Origin of the sequence: Actinomadura barringtoniae, from assembly GCF_017573505.1 — a bacterium.
Taxonomy (GTDB): domain Bacteria; phylum Actinomycetota; class Actinomycetes; order Streptosporangiales; family Streptosporangiaceae; genus Spirillospora; species Spirillospora barringtoniae.
Genome location: NZ_JAGEOJ010000003.1, coordinates 251,874 through 277,641 on the forward strand (window position 1 = coordinate 251,874; position 25,768 = coordinate 277,641).

A 25,768-nucleotide genomic window follows, 5' to 3' on the forward strand; every position below is an offset into this window, starting at 1 on the left:
CTCACACTCGAACGTGTGTCCGAAATGTCCGATCGTCGGCCCTGCCGAGTGCGGCCTCGCCGAGCGCGGTCTCGCCGAGCGCGGTCTCGCCGAGCGGGAGACCGCGCGCCTGCGCGACGGGACGCTGCCGTGGACGTGGTGGCTGGAGCGGGCGGCGCGGCACGGGCGGTACGGCTTCACCAACACGCTGCTGATCGCGGCGCAGTGGCGGGCCGCCTCCGACGTCCGCTCGTACGAGGCGTGGCGGTCGGCCGGGCGGCAGGTGCGCAAGGGCGAGACCGGGATCAGGATCCTCGCGCCGGGCGGCGGGCTGCGCTCGGTGTTCGACGTCGCGCAGACCGACGGCCTCCCGCTCCTCCCCGAGCCCGCCGCCGGCTCCTCTGAGGTGTGGTGGCGGCTGTCCGCCCTCGCGACGCGGCTGCGCCTGGCGCCCTCGCTCGTCCGCCCGCGTTCCGAACGCCCCGATCCCGCCGCGCTGGCGCACCAGCTGGCGCACGTTCTGCGGCGCGGCGACCGCCCGCACGACCCCGCCGAGCCGTGCAGCGGGATGCGGCGCGTGGAGGCCGACTCGGTCGCCTACCTCGTTCTCGCCCGGCTGGGCCTGGATCCGCCGCCCGGCCTGAACTTCCCCTCCCCCGCGACGTGGGCGGGCGCGGGCGTCGGCGACCGGATCCTGCGGCTCGCGCGGCGGCTGACGGCGCGGGCGCTGGAGCAGTCGACCGACCTGATGACGGCCGCGCACCGTTTCTTCCGCGCCCACCTGGACGAGGCCTGGGTGCCCGGCTACCTGGCCGGTCGCGGGTTCGGCCCGGCCGTGCAGCGCCACTGGCAGGTCGGCTACGCGCCCGATGAACGGCACGCGCTGGTCGAGCGGCTGCGCGCGCTCGGCCACCCCGACGAGGAGATCGTGGCGTCCGGGCTCGCTCGGCGTGGCCGCAGGTCGGGCCGCCCGTACGACACGTTCCGCGACCGTGCCATGTTCGCCATCCGCAGCGGCGACGGCGCGATCGCCGGGTTCATCGGCCGCCTGCCCGACGGCGCCGGGGGCCCGAAGTACCTCAACGGCCCGGACACCGATCTCTTCCACAAGGGTGATCTGCTGTTCGGCCTGTACGAGACGCGCGACCGGCTCGCCCGCGGCGCCCGCCCGGTCATCGTCGAGGGCCCGCTGGACGCGATCGCGATCAACCTGGCCGCGCCCGCGACCCATGCGGCGGTGGCGACCTGCGGGGTCTCCCTCACCTCGGCCCAGCTGGACGCGCTCGGGCAGGTCGCCGATCTGAGCACGACGGGCGTTCTGTTGGCCCTGGACGACGACGCGGCCGGTCGCGCCGGGATGGAGCGCGCCTGGCAGACCCTCGCCTCGGTCGAGGGACGAGTGGGAGCCGCGTCGTTCTCGGGGAGTGATCCGGCGGGCGTTCTGCACGACCACGGGCGCGCGGCGGTCGGCGCCGCGCTGCACGCCGAGGAGGCGCTGGCGGACGTGGTGGTCGACGCCGCCATCGAGCGTTCCGGTGGCGCTCTCGGAACGCCTGAGGAGCGCCTGGCCGCCCTGCGCGCCGCCGTCCGCGTTCTCGCGCTCGGGCGTACGGCGGACCCGGCGCGGCAGGTCGCCCGGATCGCGGCGCGCACCGCCGTTCCGCCCGCCGCAGTCACCGATGCGCTCGTCGAGCAGATCAGTCCGGATGGGAACTAAGCAACCGAAGTGAGTGAAGCCTCACCTCGCCTATATAACCCTGCGTGAGCGGGCCATTACCGTTTATCGCACGTCCCGGACCGCTCGTCGAGGGCCGCCCCTGAGGCGTAAACCTACTTGCTGGTACACGGCTAGCTTCATCGCACCTTGTGGGGGACCCGGCGGGCAGTGGGGGGCCGGGATCGGCGCGGCATCGCCGGTCCTGCGGCCGGCGGCCGGGTCCACGACGGGTGGGGGGACGGGGTCACGGCGGTCGGTCGGAGGCGCGCACCGACCGCCGTGATCTCCCGTATGGATCCGGCGGGGCCCGGCCGATCGAAGGCCGGGCCCCGGTGTGACGAGGGCCATATAGAACGGACATTCCTTTTTCAGGCCGCATGAACAACGCTTGAAGAACAGGTGTTCTCACAGCGAAGTGGAGCCCTCCCGATGCAGGTGTGCGTCCCCTCCCGCCCCGCCGCCACGTCCGCACGGATCACGGCATGGGCGCGCGCACACCCGAGACTCAGGCCGCTCCGCGAACTGCTCCTGGTCGCCGTGCTGTTCACCGCGTACAAGGTCGGGCGCATGCTGGCCGCCGAGCACATGGTCGAGGCGTTCCACAACGCCGTCCGCCTCTGGGACCTCGAACGCGCCCTGCACCTGCCGAGCGAGGTGGGCGTCCAGGACTGGCTGCTCCAGGCCCCGGCCGCGGTCAGGGCGGCGAACGTCTACTACGAGTTCGTGCACTTCCCCGCCACGGCGATCTTCCTGGTCTGGCTCTACCTGCGCCGGCACGCCCACTACCGCTGGGCGCGGACCGTGCTGGTCGTGCTGACCGCCGCCGCGCTCGTCGTGCACTTCGTCCTGCCGCTCGCCCCGCCGCGGATGCTGAACGGCCTGGGTTTCGTCGACACCGGCGCGGTCTACGGCCCGGGCGTCTACGGCACCCCCGAGCATGATCACCTGTCCAACCAGTTCGCCGCGATGCCCTCGCTGCACATCGGCTGGGCGGTCCTGGTGGCCACCGGACTGATCCTCGCCACCCGCAGCCGCTGGCGGTGGCTGTGGGCCGCCCACCCGGTCATCACGACCTTTGTGGTGGTCGCCACAGCCAACCATTACTGGCTGGACGGGATCGTTGCGGTCGCCCTGCTCGTCATAACCATTGTGATCGTGCGGCCGCCAGGGCTGAAGAGGGGGACGGCAGTGAGCGCAGCGAACGGAACGTCGGCGGAACCGGCGGCGGAGAAGGAGAAGGCCTACGCCTCGCGAGCCGAGGAGGCCGCGTGAGCCCGACCCCGTCCTCGTCCGAGATCGAGGTCCGTCCCAAAGAAGAGACCGGCAAGCCGCCCCGGAATCCGGCCGTCCGCCTGGCCCGCAAGATCGCCGTCGGGATCGGCGGCGTCGCGCTGATCGTCGCGGGCGTGGCGATGCTCGTACTGCCCGGCCCCGGCCTGGTGGCGATCTTCGCCGGGCTCGCGCTGCTGGCCACCGAGTTCGAGGCCGCCCGCAAGGTCAACGACTGGGCCAAGGAACGCGCGGGACAGCAGTGGCGCCGGGTGCGTGCCAAAATGAGCCGGAATGGCAATCGATCGGCTTGAGCGGGCCCTGACCTCGCTCCGGGGCCTCGCCATCGGCGACGCCCTCGGCTCCCAGTTCTTCGTTCCGGCCAACCGGCCCCTGCTGGACGAGCGCAAGGACCCTCCCGGCCCATGGCAGTGGACAGACGACACCGAGATGGCCTGCGCGGTCGTTCTGCATCTCGCGGCCGGCGGCACGCCCGTCGACCAGGACCGGCTCGTCGCGCTCTTCGCCGAGCACCACGACTTCGACCGCGGCTACGGGCCCTCCACCGGCCGCTTCCTGCGCCTCGTACGGGAGGGGGGCGACTGGCGGGCGCTGCTCGGCGACCTCTTCGACGGCCAGGGCTCCTGGGGCAACGGCGCGGCGATGCGGGTCGCCCCGCTCGGGGCCTACCACGCGGGTTCGCTGCGGCAGGCCGCGCTGGACGCCGAGCGTTCGGCCGAGGTCACCCACACCCATCCCGAGGGCGTCGCGGGCGCGGTGGCGGTCGCCGTCGCGGCCTCGGCGATCGCGTCCGGCAGGCGCGCGCCCGGCGAGATCATCGACGCCGTCCTCGAACGCGTGGAGCCCGGCCTCGTTCACGACGGCGTCCGGCAGGCCCGGCGCCTCCTCACGCTGAGCGATCCGCGCGCGGTCGCGGAGGAGCTCGGCAACGGCCGCAAGGTCAGCGCCCAGGACACCGTCCCGTTCACGATCTGGGCGGCGGTCAAGCACCTGGACGACTTCGAGGCGGCGATCTGGGCGACCGCGCAGGCGGGCGGCGACGTCGACACCACGTGCGCGATCGTCGGCGGCATGGTCGCGGCCGGGATGGAGCCGCACGCCCTGCCGCGCTGGTGGAACCGCAAGTGCGAAGACCTGCCGTCCTGGCTCGCGTTCCTGCCGCCCGCCCGGCCCGGCACGGCGACCGAACGCGACTGGAAGACCAAACCGATGCGGTCGCCCGAGCCACTGCCCGCGCCGGAACGGGTCTGGGCGCCGTACGAGTGGGAGGCGATCCGCCGCGGCCTCGTCCCGGCCGAGATGGAGGAGAAGTGGTTCGCCTACGTCGAGGCGGACCGGCTCCACTTCCACCGCAGCTGGACCGGCTACAAGATCTTCGAGGCGCGCTTCCGTTCCGTGCCGGGCGGCTGGCAGATCGCCGACGCGTCCGTCGAACGCGACAAGGCGATCTACAAGAGCGACGACGACGGCGCGGCCGAGTCCGCCCGGCTGCACGGCATGATCGACCGGCTGCTGCTCGGTTACTGGGGCTGACCGGGCCCCGGGAAACCCGGAGCCCGGTCGTGGCCGTGGCCGTGGCCGCCTACCGCAGGAAGCCCTCGTAGTTGCGCTGCTGGAGCTGGGCCTCGGTCTGCTTGACGGTGTCGAGGGCGACGCCGACGACGATGAGGATGCTCGTGCCGCCGAACGGGAACTCGTTGCCCACGTTCAGCACCGCCAGCGCGACCATCGGGATCAGCGCGACGATGCCCAGGTACAGGGCGCCGGGCGTGGTGATCCGCGTGAGCGTGTAGTCGAGATACTCGGCCGTCGGGCGGCCCGGGCGGACGCCCGGGATGAAGCCGCCGAACTTGCGCATGTTGTCGGAGACCTCGGCCGGGTTGAACGTGATCGCCACGTAGAAGTAGGTGAAGAACACGATCAGCGCGAAGAACGCGGCCATGTGCCAGGAGTTGGTCTGCTGCAGGTAGGGCTGGATCTTCTGCAGCGTCTTGTTGTCGCGCCACAGCTCCGACGCCAGGGTCGGCAGGTAGAGCAGCGACGAGGCGAAGATGACCGGGATGATGCCCGCCTGGTTGACCTTCAGCGGGATGTACGTCGAGGTCCCGCCGTACATCCGCCGCCCGACCATCCGCTTGGCGTACTGCACGGGGATGCGCCGCTGCGCCTGCTCCACGAACACGATGCCCGCCATGATCGCCAGGCCCACCACGACGACCAGCGCGAAGACCCAGCCGCCCTTGGCCTGGTAGATCCCCCAGAACTGCCCGGGGAAGACCGCGACCACCTGCGTGAAGATCAGGATGGACATCCCGTTCCCCAGGCCCCGCTCGGTGACCAGCTCGCCGAGCCACATGATGACCGCGGTCCCCGCCACCATGCAGATGACCATCGTGACGATCGGGAACAGGCTCTTGTCGTACAGGATCTCGTCGCCACCGGTCGCGCCCTGGAAGAGCCGTCCGGTGGAGGCCATCGCGACCACCCCGGTCCCCTGGAGGATGCCGAGCGCGACCGTGAGGTAACGGGTGTACTGCGTGATCTTTGTGGTGCCCGCCTGGCCCTCCTTCTTGAGGGCCTCCAGCCGCGGGATCACCACCGTCAGCAGCTGCAGGATGATGCTGGCCGTGATGTACGGGTAGATGCCGAGGGCGAAGACCGACAGTTTCAGCAGGGCACCACCGCTGAACAGGTCGAGCATGCCGTACAGCTGGTTGCTCTTCTTGGCGGCGTCGGCGGTGTGCTTGAGTACCGCGACGTTGACGTTCGGGGCGGGCAGGTTCTGGCCGATCCTGAACACCACGATCATCAGGAGCGTGAACAGGACCTTCTTACGGAGTTCGGGCGTGCGAAATACCAACAGAACGCGAGAGATGACATGCCTCCACACGGGAACGCCGCGACGCCTGCGCGGGCGTCGCGGTCAAGGAACTGAGAACGTCAGGAACCCGTGGTGAGAGGCGGTCCGCGCACCCGGAGCGCGGACGCGAGAACGGCCGTGTGCGGGGCCGCCTCGGAGGAGGCCGGGGGCCGCGGTGCGGGCAGGGCCGCGACGAGACCGACGTGCTCGGGAATCGTCGTGGACTGGCCGCACGAACCGTGGCCCCAGTGCATGGACTGAGCGCCGCAGAAGGACTTCCACGCCTTGTCGGCAGTGGTGTGGATGCGCCGGCTCCTGGCCGACGGCGACGTGCTGACCGTGTTGGCAGCGGCCGCCGTACCGGCCCGGATCACCTCGGCCGCGCCCGATGGGGGCGTGACCGAGACCGTCGTGGTGACGGCGACGCCGAAGAACCCGGCGAGCAGGATCAGCAGGCGCCTGCGGCGCGAGGCGTGCTCGTGCACGCTCTCCCCGATCCCCGTCATAGCGATCACCATAAGCCCTCTGGCCCGGGACCGCCGCTCGTCCCAGCATGAAGGGCATGGACCTCTCCGCGCCCGAGCAGGCGCTGTGGTCGGCCTTCCCCCGAGGCGAATGGGCCGACGCCGAGGGCGCGGAGATCCCGGCCGACGTCATCACCGCGCTCCTGCTGGGCGCCGCCGAGCCCGAGCCCGGCGGACGGGCCGCCGTACGCCTCCTGAACGCCCGCGTCACCGGCCGCCTGGACCTGATGGGCGGCACGGCCCGCTACCCCCTGATCTGCGAGCGCAGCACGTTCACCGCACCGCTCCGCTTCGTCGAGACGACCACCCGCACCATCCGCCTGATCGACTGCGACATCCCGAGCATGGAGCGCGCTGTGGAGCGCCCTGCAGGACGTGACCGTGGCGTACGGCTACCAGCCTTGGCGGGCTCTCCTTTGGCTGGCCGTGCTGGTGTCCATCGGGGCCGTGGTGTACGGGCTTGAGCCTCCCAAGGCGGTGAAGCCCGGGAGGCACCTCAGTTCAACGCCGTGAGTTACACGCTCGACCTGCTCATTCCCCTCGTGGACCTGGGACAGGAGCACGCGTACAACCCCACCGGGGGTTTCCAATGGCTGTCGTACGCGCTGGTCGCCTCGGGGTGGATCCTCGTCAGCGTCATCGCTGCGGCTGTAGCCCGGGTGCTTAGCCGCCGGTAGGCGCTCAGTAGTGGGCGGACCGGAGGCGGGTGGCCCAGCCTCCCTGGTCGGCGGCGATGTCGGTGGCGCTGAAGAAGACGTCGCCCTGGACCTGCGGGTAACGCCCGTTCAGGGTGAGGTGGCGCGACAGCTCGTCGGGGTTCTTCCAGCGCTTGCCGGTGCCCACGCGATAGGCGGCCTGGCCGATGGTGAGCTGGACGCTCGTACCGGCAACCTGGCGGGACCACCAGGCGACGAGCGTGCGGTAGTCGGCGCGGCGGTCGCCTATGGGCCAGTAGAGCTGCGGGGTGATGTAGTCGAGCCAGCCGCGTCTGACCCAGGTTCGGGTGTCGGCGTAGAGGGCGTCGTAACTCTGCAGGGCGTGGGTGTTGGATCCGGCCGGATCTGTGGACTTGTTGCGCCAGACCCCGAACGGGCTCACGCCGAAGCGCACCTGCGGCTTGGTCTGGTGGATGCGGCGGGAAAGGCCCTGGATGAGGGCGTCGACGTTGTGGCGGCGCCAGGCTGCTCGGGAGAGGCCGCGGCCGTACGTCTTGTAGGTCGCCTTGTCGGGGAAGGTCTTTCCCCCTGCCGGATAAGGATAGAAGTAGTCGTCGAAGTGGACGCCGTCGATGTCGTACTTGCGCACGACGTCCAGGACCACCTTCGTGACCAGGTCGCGGACCTGCGGGAGTCCCGGGTCGTACCAGAGCTGCTTGGCGTAGCGGCGCACCCAGGTCGGGTGGCGGCGGGCGGGGCTTGAGGCTGCGAGGGCCTTGAGCTTGGGCTGGCGGCTGATGCGGTACGGGTTGAACCAGGCGTGGAACTCCAGGCCGCGCGCGTGTGCCGCACGCAGTATGAAGCCGAGCACGTCGTAGCCCGGGTTTCGGCCCTGCTTGCCGGTAATCCACTGGGACCAGGGTTCGTAGGGCGAGGGGTAGAACGCGTCGGCGGTAGGCCTGATCTGTACGTAGACGGCGTTCAGCCGCATCCGCTTGGCGGTGTCCAGCAATCGCAGGAACTCCGCCTGTTGTGCCTTGGCGGCGTGAGACCGGGGCCAGTCGATGTGCTTCACCGTGGCGATCCACATGCCACGGACCTGCGGAGGCGTCCGGGAAGAGACCCCGGGCACCGGTGCCAGCACCGGTGACCCCAGAGCGAGGGCGAGCGACATGGCCACGGGTCCGATCACAGAGAGTCATTGTCGTCGCGGCCATGAGGGTTGCGTGGAACGACTCACCCGGGGAGAGTGGGTTCCACTAACGAACTGAGGAACCGGAGGCTCGGGTGGACGTGGTCGAGCGCGGCGAGTGGCGGTCCAGCGCCTGCATCCTGTGCGAGTGCAACTGCGGGATCGAGATCAAGGTCGGCGCGGACGGCCGGTCGTTCGACAAGATCCGCGGCGACAAGCTGCATCCGGCCTCGGCCGGCTACACCTGCAACAAGGCGCTGCGGCTCGACCACTACCAGAACGGGCGGTCGGGCCGGATCACGAGCCCGCTGCGGCGGCGGCCCGACGGCACGTTCGAGGAGATCGACTGGGACACCGCGATCACCGAGGTCGCCGCGCGGCTGAAGGCGGTCCAGGCCGCGCACGGCGGTGAAACGATCTTCTACTACGGCGGTGGCGGCCAGGGGAACCACCTCGGCGGCGCCTACTCCCCCGCGACGCTGCAGGCGTTCGGCGCGCGCTACCGCTCCAGCGCCCTCGCCCAGGAGAAGACCGGCGAGTTCTGGGTGAACGCGCGGCTGCTCGGCGCGCCGAACCGGGCCGACCTGGAGCACTGCGAGGTCGCGGTCTTCGTCGGCAAGAACCCCTACCAGTCGCACGGTTTCCCGCGCGCCCGCTCGGTGCTGAAGGAGATCGGCAAGGACCCGGCGCGGTCGATGATCGTGATCGACCCGGTCCGTACCGAGACCGCCGACCTCGCCGACTTCCATCTGCAGGTGCGGCCGGGCACCGACGTCTACCTGCTGACCGCGCTCGCGGCGGTGCTGGTCCAGGAGGAGCTGGTCGCGGCCGAGTGGCTCGCCGAGCACGCCGAGGCGGCCGGGGTGAAGGCGGTCACGGCGGTGCTGAGCGAGGTGCCGGTCGGCGCGTACTGCGAGGTCGCCGACGTGCCCGAGGACCTGGTCCGCGCGGCCGCCCGCCGGATCGCGGCGGCCGGGTCGGTCGCGGTCCTGGAGGACCTCGGCGTGCAGATGAACAAGGACTCGACGGTGGTCAGCTACGTCGAGAAGCTGATCTGGCTGCTCACCGGCAACCTCGGCAAGAAGGGCGCGCAGTACGTTCCCTCCGGGCTGGCCTCGCTCGGGCGCGACCGCGGGCACCCGGCGGGCGAGGGCCCGCGGAGCCCGGTCGCCGGCGCGCAGATCATCAGCGGGCTGGTGCCGTGCAACGTCATCGCCGACGAGATCCTCACCGACCATCCGGCCCGCTACCGCGCGATGTTGATCGAGAGCGCCAACCCGGCGCACTCGCTCGCCGACTCGGCCCGGATGCGCGAGGCCCTGGAGGCGCTGGAGCTGGTCGTGGTCGTCGACGTCGCGATGACCGAGACCGCGCGGCTGGCCGACTATGTGCTGCCCGCGCCGACGCAGTACGAGAAGTTCGAGGCGACGTTCTTCAACTTCGACTTCCCGAAGAACATCTTCCATCTGCGGCATCCGGTCGTAGCGGCGCCCGAGGGCGTACTGCCGGAGCCGGAGATCCACGCGCGGCTCGTCGAGGCGGCCGGGGCGCTGGGTGAGGACGACTACGCGCCGCTGCGTGAGGCGGCCGGACGCGGGCGCGCGGCGTTCGCGGAGGCGTTCCTGACGACGCTCGGGGCCAGGCCCGAGCTGGCGAAGCTGGCGCCCGTGCTGCTCTACCGCACGCTCGGCCCGACGCTTCCGCACGGCGCGGCCTCGGCGGCGCTGCTGTGGGCGGCCGCGCACACCTGCGCGCAGCGCAACCCCGCCGGGGTGGCGCGCGCCGGTTATGGCGAGGGGCTGGAGGCCGGCGAACGGCTCTTCGACGCGATCGTGTCCGGCCCGCACGGGGTCGTCATCACCGACGACGAGCAGGACGAGACGTGGCGGCGGATCGGCGACCGCAAGATCCAGCTGGACGTGCCCGAGCTGCTCGCCGAGATCGCGCGGCTGCCGGAACGCTTCGCGGCGCGCGACTCCGCCGACTCCGCCGGCTCCACCGGCTCCGGCGGCTCCACCGGGACCGGCGGGACCGGCGGGACCGGTTCCGAGTGGCCGTACGTGCTGTCGGCGGGCGAGCGGCGCGCGTTCACCGCCAACACGATCATCCGCGACCCGGGCTGGCGGCGCCGCGACCCTGAGGGCACGCTGCGGATGAGCGAGGCCGACGCGCGGCTGCTGAACGTGACGGCGGGCGACCGCGTCCGGCTGACGACCCGGCGCGGCAGCGTGGAGGTGGCCGTCGAGCCGACCGACCGGATGCGCGCCGGGCACATCTCGCTGCCGAACGGCCTGGGCCTGGAGGTCTCCGAAGTGACCACCGGGATCGCGCCCAACGAGCTGACCGCCTCCGAGGATCGCGACGAGTACGCCGGGACCCCGTGGCACAAGCACGTCCCCGCCCGCCTGGAGGCCCTCTAAACGCGCCGATCTTGCTCTCATGGGCCAATGGAAACGTTTCCAAGGGCCGTGAGAGCAAGATCGGCGCGTTAGTGGGGGTTGCTGTGGGTGAAGCGAGGGAGTTGGGCTGCGCGTTCACGGAGGCGGTCGGGGAAGCCGGGGCCGAGCTCGGCCCGGACGTCCTCGTACTCCAGCGGCTCGTGGCACTCGGCGCAGACCACCTCGGCCCGCGTCGCGTGCCCGCACGTCTCGTGCCGCAGCACGATCGGCGGGCCCTCGTCGCCCGCCATCCACTTGTCGCCCCAGCGCATCATCGCCGTCAGCACGGGGAAGAAGTCGCGGCCCTTCTCGGTCAGGACGTACTCGTGGCGGACGGGCCGCTCCTGGTAGGGGACCTTCTCCAGGAGGCCCTCCTCCACGAGCCGGTTGAGCCGCTGTGTGAGCACGTTCCGCCCGATCCGCAGGCTCTCCGCGAAGTCGTCGAACCTCCGTACCCCGTAGAAGGCCTCGCGCAGGACCAGCGGCGTCCACCAGTCGCCGAGGAGGTCGACGGTGCGGGCCACGGAGCAGGGCCAGTGGGCGAAGGGCGTTCGTTTCACGCTGGCCATGCTAGTCGGTCGCCTTAACGAACTGACCGGCTCAGACCGCCGCGGGCACCACCGCGGGCACCACCGCGGGCACCACCGCGGGAACGGCCTCGGAGACGGCCTCGGGAACGGGGAGGGCGGCGGTGCCGTCACGGGCGACCAGGGCGGCGTAGTGGCCGCCGCGCGCCAGGAGTTCGTCGTGGTCGCCGCGCTCGGCGATCCGGCCGTGGTCGAGGACGACGATCTGGTCGGCGTCCCGGACGGTGGACAGGCGGTGCGCGATGGTGATGGTCGTGCGACCCTCGGCCAGCCGGTCGATGGCCTCCTGGACAGCCTGTTCGGTCTGGGTGTCCAGGGCGCTGGTGGCCTCGTCCAGCACCAGGATCGGCGGGTTGCGCAGGATGGTGCGGGCGATCGCCAGCCGCTGCTTCTCGCCGCCGGAGAACCGGTAGCCGCGCTCGCCGACCATCGTGTCGTAGCCGTCGGGCAGGCTCATGATGTGCTCGTGGATCTGCGCGGCCTTGGCGGCCTCGTGCAGTTCCTCGTCGCCGGCCTCGGGCTTGGCGAAGCGCAGGTTGTCGGCGACGGAGGCGTGGAAGAGGTAGGTCTCCTGTGACACGACCCCGACCGCGTCGGCCAGGTCGTCGAACGACAGGTCCCGCACGTCCACGCCGTCGATCGTGACGCGTCCGGCGGTGGTGTCGTACAGGCGCGGCACCAGGTAGCCGAGGGTGGTCTTGCCCGAGCCGGTCTCGCCGACGATCGCCAGGCTGCCGCCGGCCGGAACGGTCACGTCCACCTCGCGCAGCGCGGGCGCGGTGTCCGGGTCGTCGGGGGCGTAGGAGAAGCCGACCTTCTCGAAGCGGACCTCGCCGCGAACCTCGTCCATCGCGCGCGGCTCGGCGGGCTCCTCGATGTCGGGCTTGAGGTCGAGGTATTCGAAGATCCGGCCGAACAGCGCCATCGAGGACTGCACCTCGACGCCGGTCTGCAGCAGCTGGACCATGGGCCGGAACAGGCCCGACTGGAGAGTCGTGAACGCGACGAGCGTTCCGATGGAGATGAGCGGCTTGCCGCCCTCGCTGGTCAGCCCGGCGGCCCAGTAGATGATCGCGGGCATCGCCGACATGACGATGCCGATCGTGGACTGGCGCCAGCGCCCGGCCATGTTGGAGCGGATCTCCAGGTCGACCAGGCCGCGTGACTCACCGGCGAAGTCGTCGGTGAGCGCGCGGGAGCGGCCCATCGTACGGCCGAGCAGGATGCCGCTGACCGACAGCGACTCCTCGACGATCGCCGACATCGCGGCGAGCTGGCCCTGCCGCTTGGAGGTGATCTTCTTGCGCTCCTTGCCGACGCGGCGGCTGACCCAGACGAAGAACGGCAGCATCGCCATCGAGACCAGCGTGAGCCGCCAGTCCAGCGCCGCCATCGCGATGACGGTGGCGACCACCGAGGTGAAGTTGGACACCAGCGAGGTCGCGGTCGAGGTGACCGTGGACTGCATGCCGCCGATGTCGTTGGCGATCCGGGACTGGACCTCGCCGGTCCGGGTCTTGGTGAAGAACGCGAGGGGCATCCGCTGCAGGTGCCCGTAGACGGCGGTGCGCAGGTCGTGCATGACGCGCTGCCCGACGCCGGTGGAGATGTAGGTCTGCAGGACGCCGAACACGCTGGTGGCGACGGCGACCGCGATCATGCCGATCGCCAGCGCCGTCAGCAGGCCGGTGCGGCCCTGCGGCAGCGCGACGTCCAGCACCTCGCGGAGCATGAACGGGGAGGCCAGCGAGACCAGTGAGGACAGGCCGACCAGGCCCGCGACCACGGCGAGACGGCCGCGGTAGGGGCGGAACAGCCGCAGCACACGGCTCAGCTGAACGGGCTTCTGTGGTTGATCTTGAGTGTGATCGTGGGCGGGCTTCACAGGCGACTCCTTGACGTAGGGGGACGCCCCGGGGGTGGGCGTCGACCTGCATAACTGAGGTTGCCTCATAATTATTCCTAGAACAATGAGCTAGCCTCGGTGGCATGGAGAACGACGACCTGGTCGACCTCTTCGGCAAGACCGCGCGGCGGCTGCGCCGGGACCAGATGGAACGGCTGGCCCCGCTCGGCCTGACCCCGTCGCTGGCCCGCGCCCTCCGGGCGATCGTCCGCGCCGAGGCGCCCCTGCGGATGACCGACCTGGCGACCCGGCTGGGCGTCGTCCCGCGCTCGGCGACCGGCCTGGTGGACTCGCTGGAGGAGGCCGGCCTCGTCAGCCGGAGCCCCGACCCCTCCAACCGGCGCTCGATCCTGGTCTCCCCCACCGACAAGGGGCGGACCATGCGGACCCTGATGGGCCAGGCGCGCCGCGAGGCCGCCGAAGACCTTTTCTCGGCGCTGAGCCCCGAGCAACGCGAGTCCCTGCGAGCCCTTCTGGCGGCCCTGAACGACCCGGACGCCTGATCGAGGGTTGAAGTTCGTGCTACGAACGAATATGGTTCGTAGCACGAACTTGCTATGTCTGCATTAAGGGGTCATCGTCATGAGTCGACCGTGGGCGGCACCTCGACCGTGGGCGGCACCTCGACGGTCTCCACAAAGACGACGGGCACCTCGTTGTCGACGACCAGCTTGCTGAGGAGACCGGCGAGGGCATCGCGCTCGGCCTCGCCGAGGTCGCCGGTCAGGGCGGCGACGCGGCGGCAGGTCTCCTCGTAGAAGGGCTCGACGACCTTGGCGCCTTCCGCGGAAAGGGCGACCTTGACGGCGCGGCGGTCGTCGGGGTCGGGGACGCGTTCGACCAGGCCGCGCCGTTCGGTCCGGTCGACCAGGCCGGTGAGGCTCGACTTGGCCAGGCCGAGCATCGCGCCGAGCTCGCCCATCCCGTACGGCTGGCTCATCAGCACGCAGAGCAGCTGGCCCTGCTGCGAGGTCAGGTCGTAGTCCCGGCTCGACTCCGCGTAGACCGCGTCCACGAGAAAAGCGGCCCGTACCAACGCGACCGCGATGCTCATCTGCTCGCCGGATTCCTTAGCCATATTCACCACACTACACAGTCATTCGTTAGACGAACTACCTGAACGAACGTCAGAAGGAGATGCGCATCATGTCACGCACCACGCCACTCTTCGGGGTCGGACTCGACAGTTCCACGCGGGCCGCCGAGGACACCCTCCGGCTCGCCGTCCAGGCGGACCGCCAGGGCCTGGACCTCTTCAGCGTCTCCGATCACCCGTACATCGCCGGGCGCCTGGACGCCTACGCGTTCGTCAGCGTCGCGCTCGGCGCCACGAGCACGATCTCCGGTTTCGCCAACGTCACCAACCTGCCTGCGCGGCCCGCGCCGATGCTGGCGCGCAACGTCGGCTCGCTGAGCGAGCTGACCGGCGGCCGCGTCGTGCTGGGCATGGGCGCGGGCGGCCTGTGGGACGAGATCGCCAAGCTCGGCGTGCCCCGCCTGGACCCCGGGGCGGCCGTACGGGCGTTCGAGGAGGCGATCGTCCTCGTCCGCGCGCTGTCGGGCGGCGGCGCGCCCGTGACGTTCGAGGGCGAGTTCTACCAGGTCACGGACCTGGAGCCCGGTCCGGCCGCCGCGCCCCCGGTCTGGACGGGCTCGAACGGGCCGCGTTCGCTGGCCGTCACCGGCAGGCAGGCCGACGGCTGGATCCCGGGCCACGCGGCCGACTGGCTCAGCAAGCGCTACCGGGAGTCGCGGCCGATCATCGACGAGGCGGCCGTGGCCGTCGGCCGCGAGCCCGGCGACATCGCCACCGTCTACAACCTTCCCGGCGCGATCACCGACGCGCCGCTCGCCGCCACCCGTTCCGAGGACGGCCGCTGGGTCGGCGGCTCGGTGGACCAGTGGGTCGAGGAGCTGACCGGCGCGGTGCTGGAGCACGGCGCCGCCGGCTTCACCCTCTTCACGACCGGCGGCGGCCACGCCGACGGCGTCACGCTCGGCCGCTGGGCACAGGAGATCGCGCCTGCCGTACGGGAGGCAGTGCTCAAGGCGTCGGACTGACGGACCCAGGTCGCATGATGGAGGTCATGGCCGCCCAGGAGCACCGTGTCAGGCTCGCCGCCCTCTTCGACGCCCAGATCCGCCCCCACAACGCCCGTTTCCGCGCCGCCGCCCGCATCGGCCCCCGCGACCGCGTCCTGGACGTCGGCTGCGGGACCGGCCAGTCCACCCGCGAGGCGGCGGCGCGGACCGAGGGCGACGTGCTGGGCGTCGACATCTCGGCCCAGAGCGTCGCCAAGGCCCGCGAGCTCAGCGCCGACCTGCCGAACGTGGCCTACCTGGAGGCCGACGCCCAGTCCCACGCCTTCCTGCGAGGCCACTACGACCTGTGCGTCAGCCGCCTCGGCACGATGTTCTTCTCCGATCCGGTCGCCGCGTTCACCAACATCGCGAGCGCGCTCCGCAGGGCCGCGCGCCTCGTCCTGCTGGTCTGGCAGGACGGCGTCTCCAACGAGTGGTCGTACGCGGTCCGCCGGGCGATCAACGCCGCCGAGCCCGTTCCCGTGACGACCGGCCCGTTCGCCCTCTCCGACCCCGCCACCGTGAACGGCCTCCTGAACGCCTCGGGCTTCACCGGGATCGACTTCACCGACGTGCACGAGCCCGTCTACTACGGCCCCGACGTCGCCACCGCGTACGACCTGGCGACCGGGCTGAAGGGCACCCAGGACGTCCTCGCCACCGCCCCCGACCCCGAGCGGGCGCTGGACCGCCTCCGCGCCACGATCACCGCCCACGACACCGGCCATGGCGTCTACTTCGACTCCCGGGCCTGGATCATCACAGCTCAGCGCGCCTGAAAAGAAATTCCGCCCACCTGTCACACTCCCCCGCCGGGCTCCGTCAGGGCTACAGATCAACCCACTGACGATGGAGAAGACGATGATTCTGGTCACCGGCGGAACGGGAACCCTCGGCAGCCACGTGGTGCCGCTCCTCCTGGAGAGCGGCCACGAGGTGCGGATCCTCAGCCGCACCGCCCGCCCCGCGAAGAACGGCGTCGAGTACGTGACCGGCGACCTGCTCAAGGACGAGGGCACCGACGCCGCCGTGGCCGGCGCCGAGATCGTCCTGCACCTGGCGGGCAGCGCCAAGGGCGACGACGTGGCGACCGGCAACCTCGCCCGCGCCGCGGCCAAGGCCGGCGTCCGGCACCTGGTCTACATCTCGGTGATCGGCGCCGACACGATGCCGATCGGCTACTTCAAGGCCAAGCGCGGCGCCGAGGAGGCCGTGACCGAGTCGGGCGTCCCGTGGACCACGCTGCGCGCCGCGCAGTTCAACGACCTCGTCCTCAAGACCGTCCGGGGCATGGCCAAGATGCCGGTGATCCCCGCCCCCAAGGAGCTGCGCTTCCAGCCCGTCGACTCGCGCGACGTAGCCGCCCGCCTGGTCGAGTTGACGCTGGGCGAGCCCGCAGGCCTCGTCCCCGACCTCACCGGCCCGCAGGTCTACGGCATCCGCGAGCTCATGCGCGGCTACCTGAAGGCGACCGGCAAGCACCGCCCGTTCATGCCGTTCCGCATCCCCGGCAAGATCGGCCGCGCCTACCGCAACGCCGACAACCTCACCCTCAAGGGCGCCGACACCGGCAAGCGCACCTGGGAGGACTTCCTCGCCGCCCAGTGACCACGGACGCGCAAAGCCCAGTGACACGAACGCGCAACGCACACGGTGGACCACGGCCTCGGGCCGGCGTGAGCCCGAGGCGCATCTTCGCGGAACGAGTGGGCCCGCACGCCTTGCCCCACGGGCCCATCGCGTCCGACAGTGGTAACTGAAGGCTCAATGATCCGGAGGTTCTCGTTGACCACCGACACAGCGGTCCGTGAGCAGCAGGCCAAGCGCGACCTGACGGACAGGTTGGTAGCCACCTTCAGAGAGATGCGCTCCAACGACGAGATCACCGGGGCGATCGACGCCGGGTACCGGCGCTTCGAGCGGTCGCCCATTCGTGACTTCGTCCCCATCTTCGTCGAGCGCATGGCCCGCGAACGGCTCGCCCCGGCCACGGGCGGCGCACCGGCCGCGGCCGTCGCGGCCGCCTCGGTCGTCGAAGCGGCCGCGGACCAAGCAGAGGACGCGGACGACCAGGTCGCCTGACGAGAGGCGCCCCGGCCCGGCCGGGTGTCAGGCGGCGTCGATCAGGCCGGCCATCTCGGCGATCGTGGGATGGTCGAACACCGCGGCCAGCGGTAGCTCGACGCCGAGCCTGGTGCGCAGCCTGGACACCATCCGGGTGGCCAGCAGGGAGTGGCCGCCGAGCTCGAAGAAGTCGTCGTGGCGTCCCACGTCGTTCAGCTTGAAGAGCTCGCGCCAGATCGCGGCGATCGACGACTCGACCTCGTTCTCAAGGTCGTCGGTGGCCTGGATCTCGGTTGCCGGAACGACCTGTAGTGCTCGGCGGTCGACCTTGCCGTTGGCGTTCAGCGGAAGGCCCGCGGACTCCAGCCACCTGTCCGGCAAGAGGTAGGCGGGGAGTGTCTCGGCGAGCCGGGAACGGATCGCGTCGAGGGGGCCAAGGTTGACTATGTGGGCCACGAGGATCTTGTCCTCGGCCGAGTCGCCCTGGACCACGATGGCCGCGTCCTGGACGTCGGGGTCGGTACGGAGCGCCTCCTCGATCTCGGCGGGCTCCACGCGGAAGCCGCGCCGCTTGATCTGGTTGTCGGCCCTGCCCAGGAAGTCCAGCACGCCGTCGGATCGGCGGCGTACGAGGTCGCCGGTGTCGTAGAGGCGTTCGCCCGGGGTCCACGGGTCGGGGATGAACCGTTCGGCAGTGAAGGCGGGATCGCCCACGTAGCCGCGCGCGAGCCCCGCGCCGCCGACGTAGAGGCGGCCCTCGTCGGCCGGGTTCAGGTCCTCGTCGAGGACGTGGGTCGAGGTCGCGCGGATGGGCAGGCCGATCGGGGTGTCGGCTTCGGCGACCGGATGCGTCGTGGTGAACGTGGTCGCCTCGGTCGGCCCGTAGGCGTTGATGAGGCGGCACGACGGAACGGCCTGGGTGAAGCGCCGGGCCCGGGTCGGCGACAGGACGTCGCCTCCGGTGAGCAGCTGGCGGAGGCCGGAGAGCGCCTCGGGGTACTCGTCGGCCATCAGGTGGAAGAGGCCGGTGGTGAAGAAGGCCGCCGTGACCTGGTGTTCCTGGATGAGGGCGGTCAGCTCGTGGACCGAGGACTGCCCGGACGGGCTGATCACCAGGCGGGCGCCGTTGGCCAGGGCTCCCCAGATCTCGAACGTGGCGGCGTCGAAGGATGTCGAGGACATGTGCAGCACGACCTCGTCCTCGTCGAGACACACGTAGCCGGGGTGGTGGACCAGGCGCGTCACGCCGCTGTGCCGGACGGCCACGCCCTTGGGCCGACCGGTCGATCCCGACGTGAACATCGCGTACGCCAGGTTCTCGGGCCCTACCCGGGGCCGGTCGAGCGCGACCGCATGCAGGTGCGGATGGTCGTCGGGTGTGAGGACGATCGCGTCGGTGGCGGGCAGGCGTTCGGCCAGGGCCGGGAGGGTGACGATCGCCGGAGCGTTCGTGGCCTCCAGCATCAGCGCGAGGCGCGCCGCCGGATACGCCGGGTCCAGCGGAACGTAGTAGCCGCCGGCCCGGAGGATCGCCAGGAACGTGACGATCAGCTCGGGCGAGCGTTCCAGGAAGACGCCGACCGGTGTCTCGACGCCCACCCCTTCGCGGGTGAGGCGGGCCGCCAGGCGGTCGGCGCGTGCGTTCAGCTCTCCGTAGGTGAGCTGCTCGTCGCGGTAGACGATCGCGACGCGGCCGGGCGGCTGTACGGCCACCAGATCATGGACGCAGGGCTCGTTCATCATGGTCAGGTCCTCGTGAGGAAGTCGAAGCGGGCGGTGTGCAGGGACGCGTCGCTGGTCGCGGCGGCGTCGCGGTCGCGGTCGCCGAGCCGGGACCGCAGCTCGGCCAGCCGGTGCCGGGACGCGGTGCAGGACACGTCGGCGAGGTCGGCGGCGTCGGGCAGGTCGGCGCTGCGGGCCAGTACGACGGTCATGCTGAGCAGTTCGGCCGCGATGGCCCCGGCGACACCGAGCGTGTGCTGGTCGTCGCCGCGGATGTCGGCCAGCGAACGGGACTGGGCCGCCACGAAGGCCAGGTGCATCTCGTTCCGCGAAGTCAGCGCCGTGTCGTGCGGCGTGAGGCCGGGCAACCGGGTCTCGGGTGCGAGTGGGGGCCGGGACTTGGCCGACCACATGTCGAGCATGAAGTCGACGCCGCCCGCGACCCGCAGCGCGCGGGCGTCGCGGAAAGCCCGTTCTACCGGCAGCGGCACGGCCCCGCGCGCGGCCTTGCTGCGCGCGGTCTCGTAGCCCTCCGCGCCGAGCAGCGACACGGTGCGGTCGACCGTACGCCAGCACAGGCGCGAGACGAGGTTCTTCACGGCGGTGAGGTCGGGGCGCAGGTCGGCCTGGTCGCCGCCGAGGACCGACCACGCGAGCAGCGACTCGATCGTGAACACGTCGGCGGCGGTCGCGCTCACCAGCCGCTGGATCTGGTCGTACTCGCCGAGCCCGCGGCCGTCGATCACGCGGCGGCCGAGGAAGTCGCGCGTCCAGACCAGGCACATCCGCGCGATGCCGAGCGTGGTCGGGGTGACGACCAGGTTGCGTGCGGAGAGCGCGAGCGCCGCCAGTTCGCCGGAGTCCGCCTCGCCGGAGTCCGCCTCGCTGGAGTCCGCCTCACCGGAGGTTCCTTCGCCTGGACGCATGCGCCAGCCGTCCTCGGATTCGGGGAGGAGACGTTCGGCGGCCACGCGGACGTTGTCGAAGCGGATCGCCCCGATCTCGGCGCCGCGCAGCCCCATGAACTCGTGCCGCATGACGTGCTCGACTCCCGGCGCGTCGAGATCGACGAAGAACAGCCGCACCTCGCCGGTGCCGTCGATCGTCGCCGAGACGTCCATCAGGTCGGCCACCGGCGCGTTGCCGATGAAGACCTTCTCCCCCGTGATCAGGTAGGCGGCCCCGTCCTCGACCGGGACGGCGGTGGTCGCACGGTGCTGGTTGGCGGTGCCGATCGGCTCGGCGTCGGCGCCGCCGGACACGATGCCGCCGGCCACCCGCGCCTCGATCAGGTCGCGCAGCGGTCCGGGCGGCAGCACGGGCAGGTACGAGCCGGAGCCGAAGCCGTTGGTGATCGCGACCGTGTACGCGACGGGCGCCGACCACCGGGCGGTGGCCTCCACGACGCGCGCCGCGTTCGCCCACGACAGGCCCAGCCCGCCGAGCGCCGGGTCGATCATCAGGCGCAGGAATCCGGCCTTGCCCAGGGCCGCCTGGAAGCCGTCGGGCAGGCGGCCGGTCCGGTCGACCTCCTCCGGGTCGATCCACGTGCGGAGCAGGTCGGTGACGGCGGCGACCGCCTCGTCCCCTGCCGCCCGTTCGGCGGCGGACTGGCGCGGAAAGGGCCGGACGAGATCCCAGCGGACGTGTCCGGCGTAGAGCTCGTCAAGCAGGCTGGGCGGGCGCGGTGAACGCGGCCGGCGCGGTGAACGCGGCGAGCGCGCGGTCGAGCTGTCCGAGCAGGTCATCGGAGTTCCCCCGGAAGTAGAAGTGGTCGCCGGCGAAGACGCGCAGCGTGAAGGGCCCGGTCGTGTAGTCGTCCCAGGCCGCCAGGCGGACCGCGGTCTCGCGGTCCTCGCTGCCGCCGTACACGGTGATCGCGCAGTCGAGCGGCTCCGGCCTGGTGGCGCGCGGGCGGTACGAGGAGACGATCGACATGTCGGCGCGCAGGCCGCCGAGGACGAGCGCGGCGAACTCGGGGTCGGTGTGCATCTCGGCCGGCACCGGCCCGTACTCACGCTCGACGGCGGCGATCAGCTCCGGGCCGTCGAGCATGTGCACGTCCGGGCCGGGGCGGTGCAGGTGCGGCGCCCCGTACGCGGACAGGAAGAGCGCGTGCGGTCCCTGCCTGCCCTGCGCGCGCAGCGCGAGCGCCGTCTCGTACGCGGCGAGCGCGCCTAGGCTGTGCCCGAAGAACGCGTACGGGACCTCGCCGAAGTCGGCCTCGGCGGTGAGCGCCGTGACCAGCCCGTTCATCGTGGTCGGGGCGGTCTCGGAGATGCGGCCGCCGCGTCCGGGCAGCTGAACGCCCCACACCTCCGCCGACGGCAGCTGCGACGACCAGCGCATGTACTCGCCGGCCGAGCCGCCGCTGTGCGGGAAGAAGTAGAGGCGCAGCGCGGCCTCGGCCTGCCCCGGGCGGCGGATCAGCCACCGGGATCGGGTCGCGGTCATGAAGCGGGCCTTTCGGTTTCGAGGAGTTCGGTGTCGATGAGGCGGGCCAGGCGTGCCACGGTCGGGGCCTGGAAGACCGCGCGGGCGGTGAGCTCGCAGCCGGTGGCCTCGCGGATCATCGCCAGGGCCTGCGTGGCCACCAGCGAGTCGCCGCCGAGCTCGAAGAAGTCGTCGTCGGGGCCCAGCTCGTACCCGTCCATGCCGAGCACGGCCGCGAAAGCGCCGGCGACCGCTTGCTCGGTGCCCTCTGCCGTTTGAGCCTGTGGGTCTGGCTCGGGCGCCAGGGTCGGCTCGAACGGTTCGAGGACGTGCTGCTCGGCGTCCAGCCGGAACGGCTTGCGCTCGAACGGATAGGTGGGCAGCGGCGTGCGGCGTCGCCGTTCGCCGTCGTGCAGCGCGGGCCAGTCGATCTCCACGCCCGCCTGCCACAGCCGCCCGGCCGCGTTCAGCAGCGCCTCCGCGCCGCCCGCCGCCTCGTTCGGGTGCGGCAGGCTCGGCAGAACGAGCTGGGTGGCGTTCCCCGCGGCGGCCGGGTGGCGCCGAGCGAGCGTGATGAGGGTCCGGCCGGGGCCGACCTCCAGCAGCGGGCCGCCGCCGGACTCGCGCAGCAGCGTCGCGAGCGCGTCGTTGAACCGCACGGTGTGGCGCAGATGCCCGCTCCAGTACGCGGGGTCGCACGCCTGTTCGGCGGTGACCAGCTCGCCCGTACGATCCGACAGCCACGGGATGGACGGCGGGCTGAGCGGCACCCGCGCCACGGTCCGTTCGAACTCGGCCACCACGGGCTCCACCAGCAGCGAGTGCGCGGCGGCGTTGATGTGCAGGACGCGGCCGTCGATCCCGTCGGCGTCCAGCCGCTTGCGCAGCGACATCACGTCGAGCGCGTGACCGGCGACGACGCACTGCGCCGGTCCGTTGATCGCCGCGATCGACAGGCGTTCGGTCAGGTAGGGCAGCAGATCACGTTCGGGCAGCGGCACGGCGAGCATCGCGCCGTCGGGCAGGCTCTCCAGCAACCGGCCGCGTACGAGCACCAGGTGAAGGGCGTCGGCGACGTCGATCACCCCGGCGATCGTGGCGGCGGCGTACGCGCCCAGGCTGTGCCCGGCCACCACGCCCGGGTTCACGCCCCACGACTGCCAGAGGCGAGCGAGCGCGTACTCCACGGCGAAGAGCGCGGGCTGGGCGATGCGCATGCTGGTCATCGCGTCGTCGCGCGTCGACTCGGGGTACGCCTCGGGATAGAGGACGTCGCGCAGGTCGAGGCCGAGCGTGGGCAGGGCGAGCTCCGCGCACCGGTCGATCTCGGCGCGGAAGACGGGCTCGTGCTCGTAGAGCTCCTTGGCCATCCCGACGTGCTGACCGCCTTGGCCCGGGAAGAGGAACGCCACGTCGGAGGCCGTTACGCCGTTCTCCGCATCAACCGCCTGCGGGCGGTCGGCGAGCGCGGCCAGCGCGGACTCGCGGTCGGCCGCGACGACGAACGCCCTGTGCGCGAACGCCCGGCGCCCGGTCTGCAACGTCCAGGCCGCGTTCGCGATCGATGCGTGGCCGTGGCGCAGGTCGTCCGCGAGACGTGCGGCGGCGGCCTTGAGCGCCTGGGTAGAACGGGCCGACAGCGGCAGCAGCTGGAACGGGCGCCGCTCGTCGGCGATCTCGGAGGCCGGTGCCTCCTCGACGATGACGTGCGCGTTCGTTCCGCCGAGCCCGAGCGAGTTGACGCCCGCGCGGCGAGGCTCGCCCGCCTGGCGCGGCCAGTGCCTGGCCACCGGGTTGACGGTGAACGGACCGGACGCGAAATCGATCATCGGGTTGGGCTCGCGGAAGTGCAGCGTCGGCGGGACCAGCTCGTTCGCCAGCGCCAGCACCGCCTTGATCAGCCCGATCACGCCCGCGGCGGCGTCGGTGTGCCCGATGTTGGGCTTGACCGACCCGAGCAGGCTGGTCCCGAGCGGCCCGGTGCCGACGCCCGGCCCCGTCCCGGCGTTCGTCCCGGCGTTCGGCCCGGCGTTCGGCCCGGCGTTCGTGCCGGCGTTCGGCCCGTAGGCCTTGGCCAGCGCGCGCACCTCGATCGGGTCGCCGACGATCGTGCCGGTGCCGTGCGCCTCCACGAAGCCGACCGTCGCCGGGTCGATCCCGGCCACCGCCAGCGCGGCGCGTGCCGCCCCTGCCTGGCCGTCCACGCTCGGCGTGGTGAAGCCTGCCTTGGCGGCGCCGTCGTTGTTGATCGCGGTGCCGAGCAGCACGGCGTGGACGTGGTCGCCGTCCTCCAGCGCGTCCTCCAGCCGCTTGAGCGCCACGATCCCGGCGCCGTCGGCGCCCACGGTCCCGGTCGCGGCCGCGTCGAACGCGCGGACCGTTCCGTCGGACGACAGCACGCCGTCGTCCCCGCCGACCTCGCCCACCGGGGACGGGACCTTGACGGTCACGCCGCCCGCCAGCGCCAGGTCGCACTCGCCCGCGAGCAGCGCCTGCCCGGCGATGTGCACGGCGACGAGCGAGGTCGAGCACGCGGTCTGGACGGTGACGGCCGGGCCGGTGAGGCCGAGCTTGTACGCCACGCGGCTGGTCAGGAAGTCCGCGCCGGAGGCCAGCCGGAACTGCCAGTCCGACACCCCGGGGAAGCGGTCGCGGTTGGCGCGGAGCGTTCCGAAATGGCCGGTGTCGCCGCTGCCGCCGTACACGCCGATCACGCCCGGGTAGGTCGCCGGGTCGTAGCCGGTGTGCTCGAGGGCCTCCCACGCGCATTCCAGGAAGACCCGCTGTTGCGGATCGAGCATGAGCGCCTCGCGCGGCGAGTAGCCGAAGAAGGCCGCGTCGAAGTGGTCGGCGCCCGTCACCGCGCCGTAGGCGGCGTTCCCGTCGAACCTGGTGATGGATTCGGTGCCTTCGGCGAGCCCCTTCCAGAACTCCCGCAGGTCGGCGGCGCCGGGAAATCTCCCGGCCATTCCCACGACGGCAAGGTAGGTGCTGGTGTCATCGGTCATCTCGTTGACGTCGTTCATGTGGTTCATGCGGGACTCCCGGCTCGCACGGGCTCATCGGCGGCCGGTTCATTGGCCGAGGGATAGGACATGAGGGCTCGTACCGGCGAGAACAGCGGCGGCACGATCGACACGACGGTGATCGCTCCGGCGAGCCAGAGCACGCCGCGCAGCCCGAGGGGCGCGACGAGCAAGCCGCCGAGCGCCGCGCCGAGCGGCACGGTCCCCCAGGTGATGAAGCGGAGCGTGGCGTTCATGCGCCCGAGCAGGCGGGCGGGCGTCGCCATCTGGCAGAGCGTCGTCTGAACGACGTTGAACAGCACGACGCCGAGGTAGACCACGAACAGGCCAGCGCCGAAGCCGACCGCGCCGCCCGCCATCGGGATCATCAGCGCGCCCGCCGCGAAGACGGCGACCGAGCCGATCAGCGCCCTGCCGGGCCCGAACCGTTCGACGGCGGGCGTGCTCAGCATCGCGCCGAGCAGGCCGCCCGCGTTGCCGATGGCCAGCGCGGCGCCGACGACGCCCGCGCTCAGGTGCAGAACGTTGACGGCGTAGACGACCTGGAGGGCGAGCACGGCGGCGAACGCCAGCTCGGCGGCGCCGGCGCACAGCACGATGGGCCGCAGCAGCCGGTGGCCGAAGACGAAGCGCAGCCCTTCGCCGATCTCCGCGCGCAGGCCTTCGTTCTTGGTCGCGGGCTCGGGGTTCTCGACGATCGCCTCGGTGGTGGTGGCGGGGACGCGGAGCAGGAACACGGCCGAGGCGAGGTAGCTCAGCACGTCCATCGCCAGCGCGACCGGGGCGGTCAGCGCCTGGACCAGCACGCCGCCCACCGCCGGGCCCGCCAGCTGTGCGACCGAACGCGAGGTCTCCAGCTTGGCGTTGCCGCTGGTCAGCTGCTCCTCCTCGACCAGGCCGGGAAGGAGGGAGAGCTGCGCGACGTCGAAGAACAGCGTGCCGAGCCCGATCGCGAACGCCACCACGTACAGCAGCGGCATGGTCAGCAGGTCCAGCGCGTACGCCACGGGCACCGTCACCAGCGCCGCAGCCCGCACCAGATCGGTGATGATCAGCACCGGGCGCAGCGGAAGGCGTTCCACCCAGGCCCCGGCGGGCAGGCCGAGCAGCAGAACGGGCAGGAACTCCACGGCGGCAAGCAGGCTCACCTCCAGCGCGGAGGCGTGCAGCAGCAGAGCCGCCATCGGGAAGGCCAGCATCGTCACGTGCGTGCCGACGAGGCTGACCGAATGCGCCAGCCACAGGTTGCGAAACGCTCCGTTCCGCCAGAGGCTCTCGGGTCGTCGTCGCAC

At 71.6% G+C, this 25,768-nt stretch carries 23 protein-coding genes; 12 read left to right on the forward strand and 11 right to left on the reverse strand.

The window, feature by feature from the left end; genetic code table 11:
- Positions 1-13: 13 nt before the first annotated feature.
- The 4 genes from J4573_RS08130 (at position 14) to J4573_RS08145 (ending at position 4,519) form a co-directional block, all read left to right on the forward strand.
- The gene (locus tag J4573_RS08130) at positions 14-1,696 is read left to right on the forward strand and encodes a toprim domain-containing protein (RefSeq protein WP_208254658.1); all 1,683 of its coding nucleotides are present in this window, start codon (positions 14-16) and stop codon (positions 1,694-1,696) included.
- A 429-nt stretch (positions 1,697-2,125) separates the two neighbouring features.
- Positions 2,126-2,968, forward strand: a complete 843-nt coding sequence (locus tag J4573_RS08135) for a phosphatase PAP2 family protein (protein WP_208254659.1) — start codon at positions 2,126-2,128, stop codon at positions 2,966-2,968.
- A complete protein-coding gene (locus J4573_RS53755) occupies positions 2,965-3,279 on the forward strand; it encodes a PGPGW domain-containing protein (protein ID WP_208254660.1) in 315 nt (104 codons plus the stop codon). Before J4573_RS08135 ends, J4573_RS53755 begins: the two co-directional genes overlap by 4 nt.
- Entirely contained in the window at positions 3,260-4,519 is a 1,260-nt protein-coding gene (locus tag J4573_RS08145; protein ID WP_208254661.1) for an ADP-ribosylglycohydrolase family protein, read from the forward strand. Before J4573_RS53755 ends, J4573_RS08145 begins: the two co-directional genes overlap by 20 nt.
- 49 nt (positions 4,520-4,568) lie before the next feature.
- Here J4573_RS08145 and secY read toward each other — a convergent pair whose 3' ends face one another.
- Both secY and J4573_RS08155 read right to left on the reverse strand, forming a co-directional pair.
- Positions 4,569-5,795, reverse strand: a complete 1,227-nt coding sequence (secY, locus tag J4573_RS08150) for a preprotein translocase subunit SecY (RefSeq protein WP_243772728.1) — start codon at positions 5,793-5,795, stop codon at positions 4,569-4,571.
- 131 nt (positions 5,796-5,926) lie between these two features.
- The gene (locus J4573_RS08155; RefSeq protein WP_208254662.1) at positions 5,927-6,352 is read right to left on the reverse strand and encodes a hypothetical protein; all 426 of its coding nucleotides are present in this window, start codon (positions 6,350-6,352) and stop codon (positions 5,927-5,929) included.
- 56 nt (positions 6,353-6,408) lie between these two features.
- Between J4573_RS08155 and J4573_RS08160 the strand changes: the two genes are divergently transcribed.
- Both J4573_RS08160 and J4573_RS08165 read left to right on the forward strand, forming a co-directional pair.
- Complete coding sequence (locus J4573_RS08160; RefSeq protein ID WP_208254664.1) at positions 6,409-6,834, forward strand: hypothetical protein; 426 nt, start codon at positions 6,409-6,411, stop codon at positions 6,832-6,834.
- 45 nt (positions 6,835-6,879) lie between these two features.
- Positions 6,880-7,047 carry a hypothetical protein gene (locus J4573_RS08165; RefSeq protein WP_208254665.1) on the forward strand — a complete coding sequence of 56 codons (168 nt, stop codon included), beginning with the start codon at positions 6,880-6,882 and terminating at the stop codon, positions 7,045-7,047.
- Between the two features lie 4 nt (positions 7,048-7,051).
- On the opposite strand, the gene J4573_RS08170 is transcribed toward J4573_RS08165, so the two are convergent.
- Positions 7,052-8,116 carry a glycoside hydrolase family 10-like protein gene (locus tag J4573_RS08170; protein ID WP_243772654.1) on the reverse strand — a complete coding sequence of 355 codons (1,065 nt, stop codon included), beginning with the start codon at positions 8,114-8,116 and terminating at the stop codon, positions 7,052-7,054.
- 197 nt (positions 8,117-8,313) lie between these two features.
- Between J4573_RS08170 and J4573_RS55980 the strand changes: the two genes are divergently transcribed.
- Positions 8,314-10,638 carry a molybdopterin-dependent oxidoreductase gene (locus J4573_RS55980; RefSeq protein WP_307796550.1) on the forward strand — a complete coding sequence of 775 codons (2,325 nt, stop codon included), beginning with the start codon at positions 8,314-8,316 and terminating at the stop codon, positions 10,636-10,638.
- A 68-nt stretch (positions 10,639-10,706) separates the two neighbouring features.
- Here the strand turns inward: J4573_RS55980 and J4573_RS08180 are convergent, their stop codons facing one another.
- Together J4573_RS08180 and J4573_RS08185 are read right to left on the reverse strand one after the other, a co-directional pair.
- Positions 10,707-11,216: a winged helix-turn-helix transcriptional regulator gene (locus J4573_RS08180; protein ID WP_307796551.1), complete on the reverse strand. Its 510-nt coding sequence runs from the start codon at positions 11,214-11,216 to the stop codon at positions 10,707-10,709.
- A 40-nt stretch (positions 11,217-11,256) separates the two neighbouring features.
- Positions 11,257-13,128: an ABC transporter ATP-binding protein gene (locus tag J4573_RS08185; RefSeq protein WP_307796552.1), complete on the reverse strand. Its 1,872-nt coding sequence runs from the start codon at positions 13,126-13,128 to the stop codon at positions 11,257-11,259.
- Between the two features lie 104 nt (positions 13,129-13,232).
- Here J4573_RS08185 and J4573_RS08190 point away from each other — a divergent pair, with 104 nt between their 5' ends.
- On the forward strand, positions 13,233-13,652 hold the full coding sequence (locus J4573_RS08190; protein ID WP_208254670.1) for a MarR family winged helix-turn-helix transcriptional regulator: 420 nt from the start codon (positions 13,233-13,235) through the stop codon (positions 13,650-13,652).
- 77 nt (positions 13,653-13,729) lie between these two features.
- Here the strand turns inward: J4573_RS08190 and J4573_RS08195 are convergent, their stop codons facing one another.
- Positions 13,730-14,227: a MarR family winged helix-turn-helix transcriptional regulator gene (locus J4573_RS08195; RefSeq protein ID WP_208254671.1), complete on the reverse strand. Its 498-nt coding sequence runs from the start codon at positions 14,225-14,227 to the stop codon at positions 13,730-13,732.
- A 68-nt stretch (positions 14,228-14,295) separates the two neighbouring features.
- Here J4573_RS08195 and J4573_RS08200 point away from each other — a divergent pair, with 68 nt between their 5' ends.
- The 4 genes from J4573_RS08200 to J4573_RS08215 all read left to right on the forward strand — a co-directional run bounded on the left by J4573_RS08200 (position 14,296) and on the right by J4573_RS08215 (position 17,313).
- Positions 14,296-15,210, forward strand: a complete 915-nt coding sequence (locus J4573_RS08200; protein WP_208254672.1) for an LLM class flavin-dependent oxidoreductase — start codon at positions 14,296-14,298, stop codon at positions 15,208-15,210.
- Between the two features lie 26 nt (positions 15,211-15,236).
- A complete protein-coding gene (locus J4573_RS08205) occupies positions 15,237-16,010 on the forward strand; it encodes a class I SAM-dependent methyltransferase (RefSeq protein ID WP_243772655.1) in 774 nt (257 codons plus the stop codon).
- A gap of 82 nt (positions 16,011-16,092) precedes the next feature.
- Complete coding sequence (locus J4573_RS08210) at positions 16,093-16,839, forward strand: SDR family oxidoreductase (protein WP_243772656.1); 747 nt, start codon at positions 16,093-16,095, stop codon at positions 16,837-16,839.
- A 177-nt stretch (positions 16,840-17,016) separates the two neighbouring features.
- The gene (locus tag J4573_RS08215; protein ID WP_208254675.1) at positions 17,017-17,313 is read left to right on the forward strand and encodes a three-helix bundle dimerization domain-containing protein; all 297 of its coding nucleotides are present in this window, start codon (positions 17,017-17,019) and stop codon (positions 17,311-17,313) included.
- A gap of 27 nt (positions 17,314-17,340) precedes the next feature.
- Here the strand turns inward: J4573_RS08215 and J4573_RS08220 are convergent, their stop codons facing one another.
- Genes J4573_RS08220 through J4573_RS08240 form a run of 5 tightly spaced genes read right to left on the reverse strand, consistent with a single transcriptional unit; the run spans position 17,341 to position 25,768 of the window.
- Positions 17,341-19,038, reverse strand: coding sequence for a non-ribosomal peptide synthetase (locus J4573_RS08220; protein WP_208254676.1), 1,698 nt, complete (start codon positions 19,036-19,038; stop codon positions 17,341-17,343).
- Between the two features lie 2 nt (positions 19,039-19,040).
- A complete protein-coding gene (locus J4573_RS08225) occupies positions 19,041-20,765 on the reverse strand; it encodes an acyl-CoA dehydrogenase family protein (RefSeq protein ID WP_208254678.1) in 1,725 nt (574 codons plus the stop codon).
- Positions 20,683-21,471 (reverse strand): thioesterase II family protein, encoded by a 789-nt coding sequence (locus tag J4573_RS08230; protein WP_208254679.1) that lies wholly within the window; start codon positions 21,469-21,471, stop codon positions 20,683-20,685. The genes J4573_RS08225 and J4573_RS08230 overlap by 83 nt, the downstream gene beginning before the upstream one ends.
- Positions 21,468-24,485 (reverse strand): type I polyketide synthase, encoded by a 3,018-nt coding sequence (locus tag J4573_RS08235; protein WP_208254680.1) that lies wholly within the window; start codon positions 24,483-24,485, stop codon positions 21,468-21,470. Before J4573_RS08235 ends, J4573_RS08230 begins: the two co-directional genes overlap by 4 nt.
- Complete coding sequence (locus J4573_RS08240; RefSeq protein ID WP_208254681.1) at positions 24,482-25,768, reverse strand: MFS transporter; 1,287 nt, start codon at positions 25,766-25,768, stop codon at positions 24,482-24,484. Before J4573_RS08240 ends, J4573_RS08235 begins: the two co-directional genes overlap by 4 nt.